General features: G+C 71.4%; 18 protein-coding genes and 1 pseudogene. 9 read left to right on the forward strand and 10 right to left on the reverse strand.

What is annotated here, in order from left to right; genetic code table 11:
- Positions 1-8: 8 nt before the first annotated feature.
- The 5 genes from ACZ4MH_RS09905 to ACZ4MH_RS09925 all read right to left on the reverse strand — a co-directional run bounded on the left by ACZ4MH_RS09905 (position 9) and on the right by ACZ4MH_RS09925 (position 6191).
- The gene (locus ACZ4MH_RS09905) at positions 9-1247 is read right to left on the reverse strand and encodes an amidohydrolase (protein WP_351590962.1); all 1239 of its coding nucleotides are present in this window, start codon (positions 1245-1247) and stop codon (positions 9-11) included.
- A 197-nt stretch (positions 1248-1444) separates the two neighbouring features.
- Positions 1445-2464 carry a hypothetical protein gene (locus ACZ4MH_RS09910; RefSeq protein WP_351590959.1) on the reverse strand — a complete coding sequence of 340 codons (1020 nt, stop codon included), beginning with the start codon at positions 2462-2464 and terminating at the stop codon, positions 1445-1447.
- A 113-nt stretch (positions 2465-2577) separates the two neighbouring features.
- Complete coding sequence (locus tag ACZ4MH_RS09915; protein ID WP_351590840.1) at positions 2578-3516, reverse strand: N-acetylneuraminate synthase family protein; 939 nt, start codon at positions 3514-3516, stop codon at positions 2578-2580.
- A gap of 80 nt (positions 3517-3596) precedes the next feature.
- Entirely contained in the window at positions 3597-4871 is a 1275-nt protein-coding gene (locus ACZ4MH_RS09920) for an acylneuraminate cytidylyltransferase (RefSeq protein ID WP_351590837.1), read from the reverse strand.
- 36 nt (positions 4872-4907) lie between these two features.
- The gene (locus tag ACZ4MH_RS09925) at positions 4908-6191 is read right to left on the reverse strand and encodes a DUF6716 putative glycosyltransferase (RefSeq protein WP_351590956.1); all 1284 of its coding nucleotides are present in this window, start codon (positions 6189-6191) and stop codon (positions 4908-4910) included.
- A gap of 223 nt (positions 6192-6414) precedes the next feature.
- On the opposite strand from ACZ4MH_RS09925, the gene ACZ4MH_RS09930 reads away from it, so the two are divergent.
- Genes ACZ4MH_RS09930 through ACZ4MH_RS09940 form a run of 3 tightly spaced genes read left to right on the forward strand, consistent with a single transcriptional unit; the run spans position 6415 to position 9937 of the window.
- On the forward strand, positions 6415-7392 hold the full coding sequence (locus tag ACZ4MH_RS09930) for a glycosyltransferase family 2 protein (protein ID WP_351590834.1): 978 nt from the start codon (positions 6415-6417) through the stop codon (positions 7390-7392).
- Positions 7392-8798 carry a polysialyltransferase family glycosyltransferase gene (locus ACZ4MH_RS09935; RefSeq protein ID WP_351590831.1) on the forward strand — a complete coding sequence of 469 codons (1407 nt, stop codon included), beginning with the start codon at positions 7392-7394 and terminating at the stop codon, positions 8796-8798. Before ACZ4MH_RS09930 ends, ACZ4MH_RS09935 begins: the two co-directional genes overlap by 1 nt.
- Positions 8795-9937: an acyltransferase family protein gene (locus ACZ4MH_RS09940; RefSeq protein ID WP_351590828.1), complete on the forward strand. Its 1143-nt coding sequence runs from the start codon at positions 8795-8797 to the stop codon at positions 9935-9937. Before ACZ4MH_RS09935 ends, ACZ4MH_RS09940 begins: the two co-directional genes overlap by 4 nt.
- On the opposite strand, the gene ACZ4MH_RS09945 is transcribed toward ACZ4MH_RS09940, so the two are convergent.
- A complete protein-coding gene (locus ACZ4MH_RS09945; protein WP_351590825.1) occupies positions 9927-10631 on the reverse strand; it encodes a TetR/AcrR family transcriptional regulator C-terminal domain-containing protein in 705 nt (234 codons plus the stop codon). The two genes, ACZ4MH_RS09940 and ACZ4MH_RS09945, sit on opposite strands and share 11 nt — an antisense overlap.
- 74 nt (positions 10632-10705) lie before the next feature.
- Here ACZ4MH_RS09945 and ACZ4MH_RS09950 point away from each other — a divergent pair, with 74 nt between their 5' ends.
- The 4 genes and pseudogenes from ACZ4MH_RS09950 to ACZ4MH_RS09965 all read left to right on the forward strand — a co-directional run bounded on the left by ACZ4MH_RS09950 (position 10706) and on the right by ACZ4MH_RS09965 (position 15084).
- Complete coding sequence (locus ACZ4MH_RS09950) at positions 10706-12238, forward strand: FAD-dependent monooxygenase (protein WP_351590954.1); 1533 nt, start codon at positions 10706-10708, stop codon at positions 12236-12238.
- 52 nt (positions 12239-12290) lie between these two features.
- Positions 12291-12770 (forward strand): GNAT family N-acetyltransferase, encoded by a 480-nt coding sequence (locus ACZ4MH_RS09955; RefSeq protein ID WP_351590823.1) that lies wholly within the window; start codon positions 12291-12293, stop codon positions 12768-12770.
- A gap of 250 nt (positions 12771-13020) precedes the next feature.
- Entirely contained in the window at positions 13021-13476 is a 456-nt protein-coding gene (locus ACZ4MH_RS09960; RefSeq protein ID WP_351590821.1) for a VOC family protein, read from the forward strand.
- A gap of 149 nt (positions 13477-13625) precedes the next feature.
- A pseudogene (locus ACZ4MH_RS09965) lies at positions 13626-15084 on the forward strand (NF041680 family putative transposase).
- Between the two features lie 60 nt (positions 15085-15144).
- Here ACZ4MH_RS09965 and ACZ4MH_RS09970 read toward each other — a convergent pair.
- Together ACZ4MH_RS09970 and ACZ4MH_RS09975 are read right to left on the reverse strand one after the other, a co-directional pair.
- A complete protein-coding gene (locus ACZ4MH_RS09970) occupies positions 15145-16542 on the reverse strand; it encodes a GntP family permease (protein ID WP_351590819.1) in 1398 nt (465 codons plus the stop codon).
- A gap of 111 nt (positions 16543-16653) precedes the next feature.
- Positions 16654-17187, reverse strand: coding sequence for a gluconokinase (locus ACZ4MH_RS09975; RefSeq protein WP_351590817.1), 534 nt, complete (start codon positions 17185-17187; stop codon positions 16654-16656).
- Positions 17188-17352: 165 nt separating this feature from the next.
- On the opposite strand from ACZ4MH_RS09975, the gene ACZ4MH_RS09980 reads away from it, so the two are divergent.
- Complete coding sequence (locus tag ACZ4MH_RS09980) at positions 17353-18054, forward strand: FadR/GntR family transcriptional regulator (RefSeq protein ID WP_351590815.1); 702 nt, start codon at positions 17353-17355, stop codon at positions 18052-18054.
- Between the two features lie 18 nt (positions 18055-18072).
- On the opposite strand, the gene ACZ4MH_RS09985 is transcribed toward ACZ4MH_RS09980, so the two are convergent.
- Both ACZ4MH_RS09985 and ACZ4MH_RS09990 read right to left on the reverse strand, forming a co-directional pair.
- On the reverse strand, positions 18073-18285 hold the full coding sequence (locus tag ACZ4MH_RS09985) for a hypothetical protein (protein WP_351590814.1): 213 nt from the start codon (positions 18283-18285) through the stop codon (positions 18073-18075).
- 87 nt (positions 18286-18372) lie between these two features.
- Positions 18373-19971, reverse strand: a complete 1599-nt coding sequence (locus ACZ4MH_RS09990; RefSeq protein WP_351590812.1) for an acyl-CoA mutase large subunit family protein — start codon at positions 19969-19971, stop codon at positions 18373-18375.
- 195 nt (positions 19972-20166) lie between these two features.
- Here ACZ4MH_RS09990 and ACZ4MH_RS09995 point away from each other — a divergent pair, with 195 nt between their 5' ends.
- Complete coding sequence (locus ACZ4MH_RS09995; RefSeq protein WP_351590809.1) at positions 20167-21042, forward strand: L,D-transpeptidase family protein; 876 nt, start codon at positions 20167-20169, stop codon at positions 21040-21042.
- The last annotated feature ends 34 nt before the right edge of the window (positions 21043-21076 follow it).

Consider the following 21076-nt stretch of genomic DNA (forward strand, 5'->3'; position numbering starts at 1 on the left):
GGCTGTGTCTACAGTGCGTTGCGGTCGAGCAACGCGGCGGCCGTGAACAGCTCGACGCCCACCCGTACCGCCTCCTCGTCCACGTCGAAGTCGCCCTGGTGCAGATCGCGTCCGGTCGGGTCGCCGACCGGCTTCACGCCGAGCCGCGCCATCGCGCCCGGCACCTTCTCCAGGTACCAGGAGAAGTCCTCGCCGCCGAGGGACTGCTCGGTGTCCTCCACCGACTCGGCGCCGCGGCGGGCCGTCATGGCGTTCTGCAGCAGCGAGGTGGTCATCGGCTCGTTGACCACGGGCGGCACCCCGCGCACGTACGTGATCTGCGACTTGGCGCGGTGCAGCGTGGCGACCTCGTCGATCGCGGCGTAGACCAGGTCCGGCGCCTGCCGCCAGGCGTCCAGGTCCAGGCAGCGGATCGTGCCGGACAGCTCGGCGCGCTGCGGGATGACGTTGCACGCGTGGCCGGTCTCCAGACGGCCCCAGGTCACGGCGAGCCCGGCCCGGGCGTCGACCCGGCGCGCGATCAGCGCGGGCACGTCGACGGCGACCCGCGCGGCGGCGGTGACCAGGTCGGTGGTCAGGTGCGGGCGGGCCGTGTGGCCGCCGGGGCCCTCCAGCGCGACCTCCAGCCGGTCGCAGGCGGAGGTGATCGCGCCGGTCCGCAGCCCGATGCGGCCCACCTCGACCTTCGGGTCGCAGTGCACCGCGAGGATGCGGCCCACGCCCTCCAGTACGCCGCAGTCGATCGCGTCGGTGGCGCCGCCGGGCAGCACCTCCTCGGCGGGCTGGAACAGCAGCCGTACCGGTCCGGGCAGCAGGCCCTGCGCCGCGAGGTCGGCGAGCACCAGCCCGGCGCCGAGCACGACGGTGGTGTGCACGTCGTGGCCGCAGGCGTGGGCGCGGTCGGGCACCGTGGAGCGGTAGTCGACGGTCTTGGTGTCCGGGATGGGCAGCGCGTCGATGTCGGCCCGCAGCGCGAGCATGGGGCGCCCGGCGGCCGGTGTCGTACCGGGGTCCGTGCCGATGTCGCAGATCAGACCCGTACCGGTGTCCAGCACCCGCGGGGCGAGGCCGGCCTTCTCCAGCCGCGCCTTGAGCGCGGCGGTGGTCCGGAACTCCTGGTTCCCCAGCTCCGGGTGCATGTGCAAGTCCCGCCGGAAGGCGATGAGTTCGGCGCGCAACTCCTCGGTGAGCGCTCCGGGCAGGGAACCGTGTACGGGGCTGGCATCGGCTTCGGGTCCGCGGGACATCAGTTGGTTCACCCGCTGAAGGTTACGGGGCCGAGCGGGGCAACTGTCCGTCGATCAACAAAAGTTCAGCCCGTTAGGGGAAGACAATCTAGGCCGCCCGGCGCATGGACAGGTCATCGAGGGGGTATGACGAAGGGTTTCACGTATCGGCGAAACCCAAACCCCCGACCTGCCGGCGGCACCCGGCCCTGCGGCCGTCAGCAGGTCCCGGCGTAGGTGAGTCGCTGCACGTCACGGGCGGTGCCGGTGACGCCGGAGAGAAATCCCTGGGCGCGCGGGGACGCCTTGGTGGTGAGCCAGGCCGGATCCACGTCGCACACCGCGACCTTCACACCGGTGCCGATCAGCGCGAGCGGCAGGGTGTGCACCACGGTGGACGGGAAGCTGAGGATCGTGCGCCCGATCGGGCCGCGCCGGGCGATCAGTTCGAGCGGCAGGTCGGGCCGGACGATCTCCAGGCCGGTGGCCGCCGCGAGCGCGTGCAGCTTGTCGGCGCTCTCCCTGCGGTGCGCGAAGTAGCGGGTGGCGCCGTGCGTACGGGCCAGGGCGCGGACGGCCGTGAGGTAGTGGTCCGGGTCGACGACGCCGGTCTCCACGAGGGAGGTGCCGACGATGTCGGTGCCGCGGGTGAGCCGGGGCGGGCCGAAGCGGGCCCGGGTCCAGGCGAAGTCGTTGGCGGTGACGCGGACGCCCGGCGGGGGCTCGACGGGCATCGAGGAGAAGACGCCGACGGTACGGCCGTCACTGTCGGGTACGGGGGTCAGCCGGCGGCGTGCGACGGCGGAGAACGGCGCGAAGAGGAGGTCGCGCGGCCCGCGGCTGCCGCCGCTGCGGTGCCAGCGCACCAGCCGCTCGCCGCGCGCCAGCTGGGAGATGAACTCCATGGTCGCGGTGCCGTCGTCGACCACGACGAGGTCCCGGGCCCGGGCCAGCGTCAGCAGCAGCTGGACGTAGCGCGAGAACGGGTCGCCGATGACGATGCGGCGGGCGCGGCGCAGCAGCGGCGCCAGGCCCCCGATGGTCCGCAGGGGGGCGGCAGCGCCGCCGCGCGCCTCCTCCCAGCGGACCGTGTATCCCTCGTCCCGGGCCAGCTCCGCCATCCGGCGCAGCTGGCCGCGGGTCATCGGGTCGTGCGGGGAGAGCACGACGACCGTGATGCCGCCGGCCTGCGCAGCCTGCTCGGTATGCGCCCATTCCAGGACGTTGAGCAGCTGCACGGGGCTCTCGACGAAGGCGAGGGTGGCCCCGGCGGCGTCCGAGTGCCGCCGGGACGCCCTCCAGGGGCGCCGGGCCCCCTCTGCTGCGCTCACGGTGTCGTCGCGCTTCCTGTTCAGACCGAGACCGGCTCGCGGTCGGCCTCGGCGGCCTCGGTCTCGGCGACGACGCCCGCGACGCGGCGGAGCTTCTTCATCGGGCCGAGCTCGCTCTCGTACACCTTCTTGACGCCGTCACCGAGGGACTCCTCGATGGTGCGGATGTCGCGGACCAGGCGGGTCAGGCCGCCCGGCTCGACGGAGGCGGCCTGGTCCGAGCCCCACATGGCGCGGTCCAGGGTGATGTGGCGCTCGACGAAGGTGGCGCCGAGGGCGACGGCGGCGAGGGTGGTCTGCAGGCCGGTCTCGTGGCCGGAGTAGCCGATCGGGACGTTCGGGTACTCGTCCTGCAGGGTGTTGATCATCCGCAGGTTCAGCTCCTCGGCCTTGGCCGGGTAGGTGCTGGTGGCGTGGCAGAGCAGGATGTTGTCGCTGCCCAGGACCTCGACCGCGTGGCGGATCTGCTTCGGGGTGGACATGCCGGTGGAGAGGATGACGGTGCGGCCGGTGGCGCGCATGGCCTTCAGCAGCTCGTCGTCGGTCAGCGAGGCGGAGGCCACCTTGTAGCAGGGCACGTCGAACTTCTCCAGGAAGGCGACGGACTCGACGTCCCACGGGGAGGCGAACCACTGGATGTTGCGCTTCTTGCAGTAGTCGTCGATGGCGCGGTAGCCGTCCTCGTCGAACTCCACGCGGTGGCGGTAGTCGATGTAGGTCATCCGGCCCCAGGGGGTGTCGCGCTCGATGTCCCACTGGTCGCGGGGGGTGCAGATCTCGGGGGTGCGCTTCTGGAACTTCACCGCGTCGCAGCCGGCGTCGGCGGCGGCGTCGATGAGCGCGAAGGCGTTCTCCAGGTCTCCGTTGTGGTTGATGCCGATCTCGCCGGTGACGTAGACCGGGTGGCCGGGGCCGGCGATCCGGTTGCCGAGGCTGCGGAGGCGGTTGTTGCTGGTCATGGAGGAGAGTTCCTTCTTTGTCGGGTGTCTCTCGCAGAGACGGGGGACGGTTGTTCCGGAGGGGTCCGGGACGGGGTGCCTCAGAGAGACGGACCGAGGAGCCAGGAGGCGATCTCACGGATCGCCCCGCTGCCCCCGGGAGTCGAGGTGACGGCGCGGGCCGCGCCCCGCACGACGTCGTGTGCGCTGGAGACCGCCACGGGCCAGCCGACGAGGCCGAAGCACGGGAGGTCGTTCACGTCGTTGCCGACGTAGAGCACGCGTTCGGGCGCGATGCCCTGCTCCTCGCACCACTGCTTGAGCGCGAGGTCCTTGCGGTCGATGCCGTGCAGGACCGGGATCTGCAGCTTCCGGGCCCGCGCCGCGACGACCGGGTTCTGTTCCGTGGACAGGACGAGCAGCTTCAGCTGCTCCGACTTGCGCAGGGCCGCGATGCCCAGGCCGTCGCCGCGGTGCACGGCGACGATCTCCCGTCCGTCGGAGTCGATCAGCACCCGGTCGTCGGTCTGGGTGCCGTCGAAGTCGAGTACGACCGCGTCCACGTCGTCCACGGTGGGCAGCGCCCCGGGGCGGGGACCGTCCAGGAGCGGCGCGAGGGCGCGGGCGCGGGCCAGGTCGTGCGGGTCGTCGACCTCCAGCACGCGTGCCGCGTCGGTGCGCACCAGTTCGGTACGGCCGAAGAAGCGGTGGCCCGCGGTGCGGAAGCCGGCCGCGTCCATGGCGTACGCGGCGCCGGTCTCCAGGAGGTCCTGGGGACGGTCCTGGCGGCGCGGCCGGAAGGACTTGTCGTGGTTGACGCCGTAGCCGCCGGTCTCGGTCCCGACGGTGGTCACGATCGCCTCGCCGCCCTCGGCGCTGCGGGTGCCGGTGGTCCGGGCCGCGGCGTCCGCGTCGTCCGCCGCGTCCCGCCACACGAAGCCGTGGAAGGGGGCGACGGTCAGCGCGGAGTCGGCGCCCTGCTCGACGACCGCGGACGCGACGCCGTCGATGTCCTCGCGGGCGAGGAAGGGGCTGGTGCACTGGACGAGGAGGACCGCGTCGACGGCGGCGCCGTGCTCGGTCTCGTACGCGTCCATGGCGTGCAGGACGGCGGCTTCGCTGGTGGCGGTGTCGCCGGCGATGGCGCCGGGGCGGCGGACGATCACGGCGCCCGCGCCGCGGGCCGTGGCGGCGATCGCGTCGTCGTCGGTGGAGACCACGACGTCCGTGATCAGGCGGGACGCCAGGCACTCGCGCACCGCGCGGGCCACCAGCGGCACGCCGCCGACGGCGGCCAGGTTCTTGGCGGGCACGCCCTTCGATCCGCCTCTGGCGGGGATGACGGCCACCACGGTGGGCCGGTCGGTCTGCGGCATCTCAGGCTCCTTCCGGAGACCGGTAGAGGGGGAAGTTCACAGCTGGCCCCAGCGGCGGATGGCGGGGGCGACGCGCTGCACGCCGTGCCGGTAGGCGCCGCGCGCCGCCTCGCGGACGGTGTCGCGGGCCATCCGGCGCAGCCCGGTCGGCTCATCCGCCTCGGCCGCGTAGCCGGGCAGCGGCTCGCCCGTCGCGTCCAGGCCGTGCCGGGCGAGGATCCCGGGCAGGTAGCCGGGGGCCGTACGGGGCGTGTAGTACGGGGCGAGCGGCGGCAGTTCGGCGGCCTCGGACAGTTCGCTGACGCGCGTGCGGGCCGCGTCGAAGGCGTTCTCGTACGTTCCGTCGGCGCAGACGCCCTGCCGGGCCAGCCACTCCGGGTCCGGCTCGGGCAGGTGGCCGGCGTCCAGCTCGTCCCAGGAGGCCAGGCAGCCGGAGCCGAGGAAGTGGTGGTTGCCCAGCGCCTCGCGGATGCCCAGGTCGGTGAGGACGGCGGTGGGGACGCCGCGGTGCAGGGACTCCAGCGCGGCGGTCGAGGAGACCGTGACCATCAGGTCGGTGCGGTCCAGGACCTCGCCCATGTTCCCGTACACCAGGCGGCAGTTGGCGGGCAGGCCGCCGGGCGTCCGGGCCGCGAGCTTCTGGTACGGGAGTTCCTCGATGTGCGTGGTGTGCTCGCCCGGCTTGCTGCGGAGCTTGATCAGCACCTCGCGGCCGGGGTGCCGGCGGGCGTGCTCGACGGCGCGGCGCAGCAGGTAGGCGCGGTCGTTCCGGTTGTCCGGCACGGAGGGCTGGACGGCGAAGACGACGGTGCGCACCTCGTCCGTACGGTCGTGCCGGGCGCCGCCGAGGAAGGGCAGCGCGCACTCCACGACGCTGCGCTCGTCGGCGTCGACGCCCCGGTAGACCGCGCGGAAGCGGTCCGCGTCGTGGCCGGAGTTGGCGAGCACCACGTCGGCGCCGTGCCGCAGCAGCAGCCCGTCGGCGAGCTTCTCGTAGACGACGCCGACGTAGCCGGTGACGACGACGGGGCGGCGGCCGCTGCCCTCCCAGGCGCGGGCCAGGCCGTGCAGCATCGCCTGCACCGCGCCGCCCACGCAGGACAGCAGGACGACGTCATAACCAGTACGGTCGACGGACCGTACGAAGTCGACCCCGCGGATCTCGCGCAGCGCGTCCGCCCGGGCCCCGACCTCGTCGAGCTGGCGGACTGTCGGCGTGGCGCGGCCGCGGAGCAGGAAGCCGTCGAGCCGGCAGCCGGGCTGGAGACGGTGCGCCGTGAGGGCGCCCCATTTCCACCGGGTGTCCGAGTCGGCGAGCACTGCGACCCGCGGCTGAGAAGGTGTACGTGATGGCACGTCGAAGACGCTAGGAAGCCATTTCGATTCGCGGGCCAACTGAGTCGCAACAACGGGTTAACAGCACATCGACGAACGGAGAACCGGCAGGCCGGAAAGGGCGGTTAACCATTCCGCCATTCTTCGTTCACCCAAGCGCCCCCATACGGCAAAGACGAATGCCGGAGCCGCACCTAACGTCTCCTGAGTGGTTAAGCTCTCCGTCATCGTGCCGTTCTACAACGTGCAGACATACGCGCCCGACACCCTGAGAAGTCTCGCGGCCAACGCCCGTGACGACTTCGAATTCCTCCTCGTCGACGACTGCTCGCGCGACGGGACGCCGCAGATTCTGGAGCGTGCCGAGCGTGAGCTGCCGGGCGCCCGGCTGCTGCGGCACGAACAGAACGGCGGCCTGGCCACCGCCCGGAACACCGGGCTGGACGCGGCCCGCGGTGAATACATCACCTTTCTGGACGGGGACGACTGGCTGGCGCCCGGTTATTACCAGGAACTCCTGGACGCAATGGAAGACCTGGGCTGCGATTTCGTGCGCACCGACCACGTGCAGTGCACGGCGCGGGCCCGTTCGGTGCACCGCGTGCCGCACGGCCGGCGCGGCGTGGTCATGGACCCGCGCGAGCTGATCCTGCCCGCCGACCGCTCCACGTCGGTGGACTACGCGTTCGCCTGGGCCGGGATGTACCACCGGCGGCTGCTGGACGACGGGCTGCTGCACTTCCGGCACGGGCTGCGCACGGCCGAGGACCGGCCGTGGATCTGGCGGCTGCACCGCGAGGCGAAGTCGATGGCGGTGCTCGGGACGCTGGGCGTGTTCTACCGCCGCGGCGTGGCCTCGTCGCTGACCCAGATCGGCGACGTCCGCCAGCTGGACTTCATCCGCGCGTTCGACCAGGTCATCGACGAGACGGCCAAGGACCGGGACGCCGCGGTGCTGCTGCCGAAGGCGGTCCGGACGTATTGCGCGATCATTTCCCACCACCTCGGTTCGATCGAGCGCTTCGAGCCGCAGGTGGCCCGTAAATTGCGTTCGATGAGTGCCGCGGCATTGAAGCGAATGCCGCAGGACGTATTGAAGGAAGCCCTCGATTCCATGGATGTACAGCGCGCTTCCCGGCTGCGTCGGCTCCGCCGCAAGCCGGTCCCGGCGGAGGTGGCCGCCTGATGTCCGCCGCCGGATTCTCCCCGCTGCCCGCCGGGCCGCGTACGCAGATCTTCTTCGCGTCCACGCTGTACGGCGCCGCCACGCTGGCCGCCGCGCTGGACGCCGACCGCTTCGAGCCGGCGGGCCGCCGGATCCTGCTGGTCAGCAACAACGCCGCCATCCCGGAGACCACCACCGCGCTGGACGCGATGCCGGGCTTCGCGCGGCTGCGCGGCCGCTTCGACGAGGTGCGGTCCTGGAACGAGGCGATCAGCCCGTTCCACCCCGGCGGCTGGTCCCCGCGCGCCGACGACGCGCCCCTGTGGGAGCGCCACCTGCGGCTCCTGTGGGACCTGGGTGACTCCCCCGTCGAGCTGATCGTCGAATCCATCCAGGTCAACCCGGCCCTGGCCCTCTGCCAGATCTTCCAGGGCGCGCCGGTCGAGGTCTACGCCGACGGCCTGATGAGCTACGGCCCCACCCGCTCCAAGCTCGACCCGCTGGTCGGCACCCGCATCCGGCGGCTGCTCCACCTGGACCTCGTGCCCGGCCTGAAGCCGCTGCTGCTCACCGAGTTCGGCGTGCCCGCCGAGACCGTGCCCACCGAGCCGTTCCTGGCCGTCCTCGCCGAGCTGGCGGGGGAAGCGGACCGGGCCGGTACGGCGGCGGTACCGGCCGAGGGCGGCGCCCTGCTGCTGGGCCAGTACCTCTCCGCGCTCTCCATCCTCACCCCCGAGGAAGAGGAGGAGCTGCACGTCCAGATGTTGCGCGGGGCCGTGGACCTGGGCCACCGCCGGGTGGTCTTCAAGCCGCACCCGACCGCGCCCGCGCGCTGGTCGCGCGTCCTGGAGCAGGAGGCGGAGCGGCTGGGCGCCGAGCTGACCGTGCTGGACACGCCGCAGCTCGCCGAGGTGCTGTACCAGCGCATGAAGCCCGCGCTGGTCGTCGGCTGCTTCTCCACCGCGCTGCTGACCGCCACCGCGTTCTACGGCCTGCCCGCCGCCCGCATCGGCACGGACCTGCTGCTGGAGCGCCTGGCGCCGTACCAGAACAGCAATCGCGTCCCGGTCACGATCGTCGACGCGCTGCTGCCCCCGCTGACCGACGCGACCGCGGTGGCCCGCTGGTCGCCGCCCACCGAGGGCGAGGTCGCGCGCGAGCTGACCGGCCTGGTCAAGGCGGTCGGCTACGCGATGCAGCACCAGATCTACCCGGACCTGCGGCCGGCCGCCGAGCGCTACCTCGCGGCGCACCTGGACGAGCGCACCTGGCGCTACTTCAAGCGCCGCCGGCTCACCGCGCTGGCGCTGCCCGGCGGCGTGCCGGTCCAGCTGGCGTTCATCCCGCGCAACGCCACGGTGCGCCGGGTCGCCCGGCGGGCCCGCTCCGTGCAGCGCAGGCTGAAGAAGCGGGCCGCGTTCGGATGACGACCGCACCGGCTCCCCCCACGCTCCCGACCGCCCCGTCGGGAGCGCCTGCGCCCACCACCGCTGCTCCTCCGCGCGCCGCCGGCCCCACCCGGCTGCGCGCCCTGGACGGGCTGCGGCTGCTCGCCGCCCTGATGGTCGCCGCGTACCACTACGGCGGCCGGGACGGCGAGATCGGCGACGCCTGGGGCAGTTCGCCCGCGTACCAGTTCCCGACCGCCTCGGGTTTCTTCGCGTACGGCTGCCTCGGCGTCCAGATCTTCTTCGTCATCAGCGGCTTCGTCATCTGCATGAGCGGCTGGGGACGCCCGCTGCGGGCGTTCTTCGCCTCGCGCGTCTCACGCCTGTTCCCCGCCTACTGGGCGGCCGTCATCCTCGTCACGCTCGTCTTCGCACTCCCCTGGGTCGCGTACGAGGCGGTCTCGCCGACCGACGCGCTGACCAACCTCACGATGCTCCAGATGCCGCTGGGCGTGGACCGCGTCCTGGGCGTGTGCTGGACCCTCTGGGCGGAGATGCGCTTCTACGCGCTCTTCGCGCTCTGCGTCGTACTGCCGGGCGCCACCCGCGGCCGCGTCGTGATGTTCTGCGCCGGCTGGACCCTGGCGGCGGTCATCGCGGAAGCCGCGAACAATTCGCTCCTCGACACCGTCCTGATGCCGGAGTACGCGCCGTTCTTCATCGGCGGCATCGGCTTCTACCTGATCCACCGCTACGGCGGCCGGGACACCGCCGGCTGGGCGATCGTCGCCGTCAGCTGGCTGCTCGGCCAGCACTACGCGGTCTCCCGGCTCTGGCACCCGGCGAACATGCCCGACGCGTTCTCCTACCGGCCCTCACTCGGCATCGTCGCCGTCGTCACCCTCGGCTACCTACTCGTGGCGGCGATCGCGCTCGGCAAACTGCGCTGGGCGAACTGGCGCTGGCTGACCGTCGCCGGCGCCCTGACCTACCCCTTCTACCTGATACACGAGCACCTGGGCTGGGTCGCCGTCCACCTCTTCCACCAGACCCTCGGCCTCCCGGCAGCGGCGACGCTCCCCCTGGTACTGACGCTGATGCTCACCCTGGCATGGTGCCTGTACCGCTTCGTCGAACGCCCACTGACACCGCGGCTGAAGCGATCGCTCATGGAGTGAGCGGTTCGCTCGCGGGGCGGCGCTCCACCGCCGCCTCGATCCCCGCCACGACGATGCGCAGGCCGGTCTCGAAGCTGTACTCGAAGTCGCCGAACATCTCCCGGCCCGCGCGTGCCGCGAGCGGATATCGGTCCGCCAGCCGGCGTTCGCGGGCCGCGAGGTCGTATGCCGGGTCGCGTGCCTCGGGGCCGCGCTTCTCCGGCGCGCCCGGCTCGGGGAAGACCGACTGCTCCTCGATGACCAGTCCGATCGTGAAGTTGTACGCGGTCCACCAGGCGCGCGCCGCGTCGCCGAGTGCAAAGCCGGCGTCCGTCAGCCGGCGCAGGAAGCCGTCCATCGGCCCGGCGTAGCTGTCATCCGTCATCCGGGTACCGGAGAAGACCTTGCCGCCGTCCCGGTAGCCCAGCAGCGTGCGGCGCAGCCCGCGGCAGGACGCGGTCAGCAGCTCCTGCCAGGTCATGCCACCTTCACCGCCCTCCCGGCCCCAGCCGGACACGTCGGCCATCCGCCGGAACATCTCGGTGGCCATCTCGTCGAGCAGTTCCTGCTTGTTCTTGAAGTGCCAGTACAGGGCCGGAGCCTGGACGTTCAGCTCCTTCGCGATGCGGCGCAGGGTGAGCCCGTCCAGGCCCACGTCGTTCAGCAGCCGCAGGGCGGTGTCCACCACCTGGGTCCGGTCCAGTCGCGTAGCCATGTTGACAACTTAACACCGTTAAGCCCATCCTCGGCACCATGGCACTTAACAGCGTTAAGGACGGGGAGCCGGGCATGGACGTGGCCGTCAAGAGGGACGTGGGCGTGGACGTGGAGGTACTGATCGCCGGGGCCGGGCCGACCGGCCTCGCGCTCGGCATCGACCTGGCCCGGCGCGGCGTGCGCGCGCTGGTCGTCGAGCGGCAGGACCGGCTCTCCCCCGGCGCCCGCGGCACCGGCCTGCAGCCGCGCACCCAGGAGGTGTACGACGACCTCGGCGTGCTCCCGGCCGTGCGCGCCGCGGGCGGCCCGTACCCGCCCATGGCGACCTGGCGGGACGGCCGGAAGACGGACGTCTTCGAGATGGTCGAGCACGTGGCGCCGACCCCGCACACGCCGTACGCGGAGACGTTGATGATCCCGCAGTGGCGCAATCTTGAGCTGCTGCACGGCCGGCTGGCGGAACTGGGCGGCGCCGTGGCCTTCGGCACCGAGCTGACGGCCATCGGCCAGGACGCGGCCGGCGTCACCGCCGAGCTGGCCTCGGCCGCCGACGGCACGACCCGCACCGTGCGCGCCGCGTACCTGGTCGGCGCCGACGGCGGCCGCAGCGTCGTCCGGCGGCACCTCGGCGTCCCGATGAGCGGCCCGGACCTGGAGCCGGGCGCCGCGCTCCTCGCCGATCTGCGCATCGACGGCCTGGACCGGGACCACTGGCACCGCTTCCCGCAGCCGGACCACGGCTTCGTCATGCTGCTGCCGCTCGCCGGGACGGACCACTTCCAGTGCATGGCGGCACTCTCCGCCGACGAGCCCGACACGGACCCCGAGGCCGTGCGCGCCACCCTCGCGGCCCACACCCACCTCACCGCCGACCAGATCCGCGAGGTGCTGTGGACCTCCGTCTTCCGGCCCCGGGCGGGCATGGCCGAACGGTTCCGCGACGGCCGGATCTTCCTGGCCGGGGACGCCGCGCACATCCACTCCCCCGCCGGCGGCCAGGGCCTGAACACCAGCGTCCAGGACGCCTACAACCTCGGCTGGAAGCTCGGCCAGGTACTGCGGCACGGCGCGCCCGACGCGCTGCTGGACACGTACGGGACCGAGCGGGTGCCGGTCGCCGCCGGCATCCTGGAGACCAGCACCCGGCTGCACCGCTCGGGCTCCCTGCGCCGCGGCCGCGACCTGCACCAACTGACGCTCCACTACCGCGAGTCGCCGCTGACCGGCGAGCACCGCGACGGCCTCGGTCCGGACGCGCTGCGGGCCGGCGACCGCGCGCCGGACGCGCCGTGCGCGGCGCCCGACGGCACACCGTTCCGCCTCTTCGACGCCTTCCGCGGCCCGCACTTCACGCTGCTCGCCTTCGGTGACGCGGAGCCGCCCCGGCCCGCCGCCGAGTGGGCAGGCCACGTCCGCACGTACCGCGTGGGCGGCCGCACCCCCGACCTGTCGGACCCCGAGGGCCACGCCCGACGGGCGTACGGCAGCGGGCTGTTCCTCGTCCGGCCGGACGGTTACGTGGCGGTGGCGGCGGCCGGGCCCGGACCGGTCGCCGCCGCGCTGGCCCGCCACTTCCCGGCCGCCGGGGCGGCGCGGGCCGCCTGAGAACCGGTATTTCGGATGCGCGGTCGGCGCATATGCGCCAGGGTGCCGATCCATGGAAGAGACAGAGACGGAACGGACCGTCCTGCGGCGAGCCGGGGCCACGGACGCGGCGGGCGTGGCCGAGGTGTGGCTGCGGTCGTACGCCGCCGCGCTGCCCGGGGTACGCCGGGCCCACGCGGACGACGCGGTGCGGGCGTGGTTCCGCGAGGTGGTCGTACCGGAGCGGGAGACCTGGGTCGCGGACGCGGGCGGTGAGATCGCCGGGATGATGGTGCTGCACGGCCCGGACGAGCTGGACCAGCTCTATCTCGCCCCCGAACGGCGCGGCCAGGGCCTCGGCGACCGCCTCGTCGCGCTGGCGAAGGAGCGCCGCCCCGCCGGCCTCGCCCTGTGGACCTTCCAGGCCAACCGCCCCGCCCAGCGCTTCTACCTGCGCCACGGCTTCCGCGAGCGGCTCCGCACCGACGGCCGCGACAACGAGGAGCGCGAGCCGGACATCCGGTACGTCTGGACGCCGCCCGCGCATGCGTAAGAGCCTGTGTCTAAACCCTGGTCGGATCAGCGCACGTCGTCTGGTGCGTGCTATCGCAAGGCGCCGGAAGGCCCTCGATGGGGGCACCTCCCTGGCCGTCAAGGCCTTGGGGGAGGAGCTACTAGGGCATTTCGGCAACGCCGCGAGAGTGCGTGCCAGGCGGCGGGCGCCCGGCCGGGGTTTAGACACAGGCTCTAAGCTTGGCTTTTAAGCTCTGGGCCTCTGGGGTGACGTGCCCGATCATGGGTGAATGACTGCCTTTTACCATGTGTGCTTTGTGGTCCCGGACATCGAGCAGGCGATGCACGACCTTCAGCGTGCGGCCGGGGTCGAGTGGAGTGATCCTGTGTCCGACCGGCTCGGTGAATGGGACTACCGCATCGTCTTCACCGCAGGCGGGCCGCCCTTCATCGAGCTCATTGAAGGGCCGCTAGACAGTCCCTGGGACGCGTCCAAGGGAGCCAGGTTCGATCACATCGGCTTCTGGACCAGCGATGTGCGGCACGGTTCCCAGCGTCTGGAAGAAGAGGACATGCCCGTGGACTTCTCCGGCTGCCCCTATGGCCGGCCGTTCGCCTATCACCAGATGGACAGCATCGGTGCCCGGATCGAACTCGTTGACGTCGGCAGGCAGGCCAGCTTCCTCAGCAGGTGGCATCCGGGCGGGAAGCCGATGCCCGCCATCGACGAGACGTTCAGAAGCTGAGCTTTCGTCACGCGATGCAGCCTCGAACGGTGACCCGAACTTGATCGCTCAGACGGGCTTTCGCCGGACAGGCGGACGGCCCTCGCATGAGCATGCGTTCCGTCACAGAACCGCACTCATACGCAGGCCGCAGGCCGCAGGGGGTGAGTCTGCTGCACCACGATGCCCGGGACGAGGTATTCGACTCCACGTCCCACTTTCGGGAGGACACCTACTCTTGTCTGCCCCGCCGCGGTGACACCCTGTTCGAGATCTGCGACGCGATGCTCTGCGAGAACGGGCCGGTGATCTCGCCGGTGGACCTGACGCTGCTGGCCGAGCACCGGCGTGGGCACGGCGCGATGTACGACGCGCTCAATCAGGGCCGCATCGACGTGGCCAGGCTGCGCAAGGCGCTGGCCGTGCTGCCGCAGCCCAAGGCCGCGGGCGGGCGCCTGGTCCTGGCCGTCGATGTCTCCGCGTGGCTGCGGCCTGACGCGCCGACCAGCCCAGACCGTTTGTTCTGTCACGTCTACGGACGCTCGGGACGCTCCAGCGACCAGTTCATCCCCGGCTGGCCGTATTCATTCGTCGCCGCGCTGGAGACGGGCCGCACCTCGTGGTGCCAGCTGTTCGACGCGGTCCGGCTCGGCCCCGACGACGATGTCGCCGAGGTCACCGCGGCCCAGGTCCGCCGCGTCGTGAACGACTTGATCGGCCAAGGCCAGTGGGAGGACGGTGACCCGGACATCCTGGTCGTCTTCGACGCCGGCTACGACGCCCCGCGCATCGCCTACCTCATCGACGGGCTCCCCCTCGAGGTGCTGGGACGGATGCGTTCGGACCGGGTGATGCGCCGTCCGAAGCCCTCGCTGAAGGAGTACGCCCTGGCCTATCCCCAGGGCGGGCGACCGCCGAAGCACGGCAGGGAGTTCCGTTTCGCCAAGCCGGACACCTGGGGTGAGCCGGACTCCGAAGCCGTGCAGGTCACCGACCGGTACGGCACCGCCCAGGCCATGGCCTGGGACCGCATCCACCCTCGCCTCACCACCCGCTCCGCGGGCATCGACCACGACGGCGAACTCCCCGTCATCGAAGGCACGCTGATTCGGCTCCAGGTCGATCACCTGACCCGGCGGAGGTGACCCACTGCCCGTCCGGCTGTGGTCCTCCAGGACCGGCATGAACAGCGAAGACGTCGACCTGCGCCGGCAGGCCTTCCTCCGCAGATTCGATCTTGAACATACTTTCCGTTTTGTAAAGCAGACGCTTGGCTGGACGCGTTCCAAGCTGCGTATTCCCGAGGCCGCGGATCGGTGGACGTGGCTCGTGATCGCGGCGCACACCCAGCTTCGACTCAGCCGCGAGGCCGCGGCCGATCTCCGCCGCCCCTGGGAGAAGCCGACCGAACCCAACCGACTCACCCCGGCCCGCGTCCGCCGCGGGTTCAGGAACATCCGTCGCCACTTGCTCTGCCCGGCCCGTGCGCCTAAACCCTCAACTTCAGACCCAGGACGCCCACCTGGCTCAAAGAACCGACGACCCGCCACCCGCTATGACGTGGGCAAAACGACCAGACGCCCCGAGACCATCGCCGAACATAATCAACTCAAAGCTCACAAACCATAAAAACAAGCTAAGGGCCGCACGAACGGGGTTCCGTTCGTGCGGCCCTTGGCAGCAGGTGAGCTAGACCACCAGCGACAGCAGCAGTACGCAGATGATCGAGACGACGGAGATGACCGTCTCCATCAGGGACCAGGTCTTGACCGTCTGGCCGACCTTCATCCCGAAGTACTCCTTCACCAGCCAGAAGCCCGCGTCGTTGACGTGGCTGAAGAAGAGCGAGCCGGCGCCGACCGCGAGGACCATGAGCGCCGCGTGCGTCGTGCTCATGTCGGCGGCGAGCGGGGCGACCAGGCCGGCCGCGGAGACCGTGGCGACCGTCGCGGAGCCGGTCGCGAGCCGGATGGCGACCGCGATCAGCCAGGCGAGCAGCAGCGCGGGCAGGCCCCAGTCCTTGGACAGGTCCAGGATCATGTCGCCGACGCCGACGTCGACCAGGGTCTGCTTGAAGCCGCCACCCGCGCCGACGATCAGCAGGATGCCGGCGATGGGCGCGAGGGACTTCTCGACGGTGGTGGAGAGGCGGCCCGCGCTGAAGCCCGCGGCCTTGCCCAGGGTGAACATGCCGACCAGCACCGCGACCAGCAGCGCGATCAGCGGCGAGCCGATCACGTCGAAGACGCGCTGCACGTGCTGCTCGGGGTCGTCGATGATGATGTCGACCAGCGCCTTGGCCAGCATCAGGACGACCGGCAGCAGGACGGTGGAGAGCGTCGCGCCGAAGCTGGGGCGCTTCTCCAGGTCCTCGGAGGGGCGTTGCGGGATCATCTTCTCCGGGGGCGCGATGTCCACCCAGCGGGCGGCGAAGCGGGAGAAGACCGGGCCGGCCAGGATCGCGGTCGGGATCGCGACGACCACGCCGAGGGCGAGCGTGACGCCCAGGTTCGCCTTGATCGCGTCGATGGCGACGAGCGGGCCGGGGTGCGGCGGGATCAGACCGTGCATGACGGAGAGGCCGGCCAGCGCCGGGATGCCGATCCGCATGAGGGAGAAGTTGCCGCGCTTGGCGACCAGCAGGACCACCGGGATCAGCAGGACGATGCCGACCTCGAAGAAGAGCGGCAGGCCGACGATCGCGGCGATCAGGACCATCGCCCAGGGCATCATCCGGCGGCTGGACTTGGCGAGGATGGTGTCGACGATCTGGTCGGCGCCGCCGGAGTCGGCGAGCAGCTTGCCGAGGATCGCGCCGAGCGCGATCAGTACGCCCACGCCCGCGACGGTCGAACCGAGACCGTTGGTGAAGCTGGTGATGGCCTTGTCCAGCGGCGCGCCCGCCACCGCACCGAGCACCAGCGAGCCGATGGTCAGCGACAGGAAGGCGTGCAGCTTGAATCTGGTGATGAGAAGGACGATGACGGCGATGCCGACGAGCACGGAGATGCCCAGCTGCGCGTTGCCGGCCGAGGTGATCGGCTCGGCCGCGTCCGCTGCCATCATCTCGACGCTGAGATGGGTCACGGCTTTTCCTTCGGTTGGAGCCCGGTCTCACGATCGGAGCTCAGGGGTACGGCTCGGGACCGGACCCCGGGGGGAAGGGGCCGGTTCAGAGCTCGGGGGTGCGGCTCCTGATCAGAGCTCGGTGGTGGCCGGGGAGGCGCCGTCGAGCTGCCGCAGCGCGGCGACGGCCCGCTCGGTGATCTCTTCCGGAGTCCCGGAGACGTCCACCGCCACGCCCCGCTCGTCGTCGCCGAGCGGCTGCAGGGTGGCGAACTGGGAGTCGAGGAGCGCGGTCGGCATGAAGTGGCCCTTGCGCTCGGCCATGCGGCCCTCGATCAGCTCGCGGGAGCCGGTGAGGTGCAGGAAGACGACGCCGGGGGCCTCGGCCCGCAGCCGGTCGCGGTAGACCCGCTTGAGCGCGGAGCTGCTGACCACTCCGCCCTTGCCGGCCCTGCCGTGCGCCCAGGCGCCGATGGCGTCGAGCCAGGGCCAGCGGTCGGCGTCCTCGAGCGGGGTGCCGGCGGACATCTTGGCGATGTTGGCCGGGGGATGGAAGTCGTCTCCCTCGGCGTACGGGACGTCCAGCGCGGCGGCGACGAGCGGTCCGATCGTCGTCTTGCCGGTGCCGGCGACTCCCATCACGACGATGACATGGGGGGTGCTCATCGCGGTCTACCTCGCTCTTCGTCCTCATTGACTTGGCGTGTCGAGACCACCTGCGTGGCTCGAATGCATCACCCCACTGAAACCCATTAGGTACGACGTATTCAAGAGTCTGTGATGCAAACGTCATACTTATTCTTCCCGGGACCCGGAACGTAGGCTTATCCCATGGAGAACACGGGGCAGGGACTGCATGCCAGGGTGCTGGAGTCCCTCGGGCCGGAGATCGCCGCGGGCGAGCACCGCCCGGGCACTGTTCTGCGCACCGACGAGCTGGCCCAGCGCTACGACGTCTCCCGCACGGTCATCCGCGAGGCGGTCCGGGTCCTGGAGTCCATGCACCTGGTCGAGTCCCGGCGCCGGGTGGGCGTGACCGTACGCCCCACCGAGGAGTGGAACGTCTTCGACCCGCGGGTCATCCGCTGGCGGCTGGCCGGCGCCGACCGGCCCCGCCAGCTGCGCTCGCTCACCGTGCTGCGCTGCGCCATCGAGCCGGCCGCCGCGGGCCTGGCCGCCCGGCACGCCACGCCCGACCAGTGCGCGGCGCTCACCGAGCACGCCATGGGCATGGTCGCCACGTCACGGGGCCAGCAGCTGGAGGCGTACCTCGTCCACGACACGGCCTTCCACAGGACCCTGCTCACGGCCTCGGGCAACGAGATGTTCGCCCGGCTCAACGACGTCGTGGCGGCGATCCTGACCGGCCGCACCCACCACCACGTGATGTTCACCGACCCCGACCCGGCGGCGGTCACCCTGCACGTCCAGGTCGCGGAGGCGGTGCGCACGGGCGACGCGGCCCGCGCGGAGGAGCTGACCCGCGAGATCACCGTCGGCGCGATGGCGGAGCTGGACATCCTCGCGCCGTAGGCGCGCCGGGCACGGGATTCAGAACAGCGGCTGCTGCCCCGGCATCGGCGGCTCCTCCGGGTCGAACAGCTTCTCCGCCGGCGCCATCATGGGCGCCATCCGCCGCGAGCCGGGACACGAGATCAGTTCGAGCCCGGTACGCCGGCCCGGCGGATCGTGCCGGGCGAACCGCCCGCCGACCACGGCGATCTCTCTGGTGCAGACGGGACAGGTGCGACGGGGTGACGACATGAGACCAGTTTGACGCAGGGCGCGGGCAGCACCGCCCGCGCCCACCTGCTCAGAACGCGCCCACCCGCGGAGAACGCGTCCGCTCGCTCAGAACGCGTCCGTCGGGACGTAAGCGCCCCACACCTCGCGCAGGGTGTTGCAGACCTCGCCGACCGTCGCCTTGGCCTTCAGCGCGTCCTTCATCGGGTACAGGACATTGTCCGTGCCCTCGGCGGCCTTCTTCAGGTCGGCCAGCGCCGCGTCCACCGCGGCCTGGTCCCGCTCGGCGCGCAGCTTCTTCAGGCGCTCGGCCTGCTGCGCCTCGATGGCCGGGTCGACGCGGAGCGGCTCGTACGGCTCCTCCTCGTCGAGCGTGTAGCGGTTGACGCCGACCACGACCCGCTCGCCCGAGTCCGTCTCCTGCGCGATCCGGTACGCGCTGCGCTCGATCTCGTTCTTCTGGAAGCCGTTCTCGATGGCGGCGACCGCGCCGCCCATCTCCTCGACCTTGCCCATCAGTTCGACGGCGGCGGCCTCGACGTCGTCGGTCATCTTCTCGACGACGTAGGACCCGGCGAACGGGTCGACGGTGGCGGTGACGTCCGTCTCGTACGCGAGGACCTGCTGCGTACGCAGCGCCAGCCGCGCCGACTTGTCGGTCGGCAGCGCGATGGCCTCGTCGAAGGAGTTGGTGTGCAGCGACTGCGTGCCGCCGAGGACGGCGCCCAGGCCCTGGACGGCGACGCGCACGAGGTTGACCTCGGGCTGCTGGGCCGTCAGCTGTACGCCCGCGGTCTGGGTGTGGAAGCGCAGCATCAGCGACTTGGGGTTCTTCGCGCCGAACTCCTCCTTCATCACCCGGGCCCAAATGCGGCGCGCCGCACGGAACTTGGCGACCTCTTCGAGGATGGTCGTCCGGGCGACGAAGAAGAACGACAGCCGGGGCGCGAAGTCGTCGACGTCCATGCCGGCCGCGACCGCGGTCCGTACGTACTCGATGCCGTCCGCGAGGGTGAAGGCGATCTCCTGCGCGGGCGAGGCGCCGGCCTCGGCCATGTGGTAGCCGGAGATCGAGATGGTGTTCCACTTCGGGATCTCGGCCTTGCAGTACTTGAAGATGTCGGCGATCAGCCGCAGCGAGGGCTTGGGCGGGAAGATGTAGGTGCCGCGGGCGATGTACTCCTTCAGCACGTCGTTCTGGATGGTGCCGGTGAGCTTGGCGGGGTCGACGCCCTGCTCCTCGCCGACGAGTTGGTACAGGAGCAGCAGCAGGGCACCGGGCGCGTTGATGGTCATCGAGGTGGAGACCTTGTCCAGCGGGATGCCGCCGAACAGCACCCGCATGTCCTCGATCGAGTCGATGGCGACACCGACCTTGCCGACCTCGCCGCTGGCGATCGGCGCGTCGGAGTCGTGCCCCATCTGCGTCGGCAGGTCGAAGGCGACGGACAGACCCATCGTGCCGTTCGCGATCAGCTGCTTGTACCGGGCGTTCGATTCGGCGGCCGTACCGAACCCGGCGTACTGGCGCATCGTCCAGGGGCGTCCGGTGTACATCGTCGGGTACACGCCCCGGGTGTACGGGTATGCACCGGGCTCGCCCAGCTTCTCCGCCGCGTCCCAGTCGCCGAGGGCGTCCGGACCGTAAACGGGCTCGATGGGCAAACCGCTCTCGGTGAATCGAGAGCTGCCGGACTCGCGCGCCATGGTGCCTGCCTCCCGCTGTGCTACTGCTCAGTAATCGAGTGCCTTCGCGACGGACTGTAGCGGTGGCCGTGCGCCCCGTGGAGGGGAGCGGCCTAGGACCTTGCTCACAGCACGACTCCCAGCATGACCGCAGGTTCGGCGGGCCGCAGCGCCGGGAAGCATGAGGAGGGGCGGGTGAGACCCCAGGGGTGGGATATGCGTCGCATGCGTCGTAGCAGAACGGTCCACGCGCTGACGGGCACGCTGGCGCTGACCGCCGCACTGTCGGTGACGGCCGGCTGCAAGGAGATGCGGGTACGGCTCGACGACGGCAAGGGCGCAGGGCATGCCGCTCCCGCGCCGCGCGCCTCCCTCCCGACAACACCGGCCGCACCGCCCTCGACGCGCGCGCCCGCGCCCCGGCCGCCGGCGACGCACCCGAAGCCCACCCGGGCCGCCCCGAAGCCGGTGCTCGCCGCAGGCGCCCGCGGCGAACGAGTACGCGAACTACAGGCCCGCCTTCGCCAGTTGAAGCACTTCGACCGGAATCCGACGGGGTTCTACGGCTCCGTCACGGCCGCCGCGGTCACGGCCTTCCAGCGCGCCCAGGGCCTCCCCCGCACCGGCAGCGCGGACGCGGCGACGCTGAGCGCCCTCCGCGTACGGACCCATCACCCGACGCGCACCGAGCTGTACCCGCCCACCAGCCGGCCGGTGGCGGCGCCCGACAAGCGGTGCCTGACGGGCCGGGTGATCTGCATCAGCAAGACGAGTGACACGCTGGCATGGATGGTTGACGGCAAGGTCGTCTCGGCGATGGACGTGCGCTTCGGCTCGCAGTACACCCCCACCCGCGAGGGCACCTTCGGCATCACGTTCAAGAGCCGCCACCACGTCTCGACGATCTACCACACGCCCATGCCGTACGCGATGTTCTTCAGCGGCGGCCAGGCGATCCACTACAGCAGCGACTTCGCGGCCCGCGGCTACACGGGCGCCTCCCACGGCTGCGTCAACGTCCGCGACGAAAAGAAGCTCGCCGCCCTGTTCCAGCAGGTCAGCCCGGGCACGAAGGTCGTCATATACAAGTAGGCGGCGGGCCGTGCGGGCGTCCGGCGCGGCAGGT

The organism is Streptomyces sp. NPDC026301 (assembly GCF_055567935.1).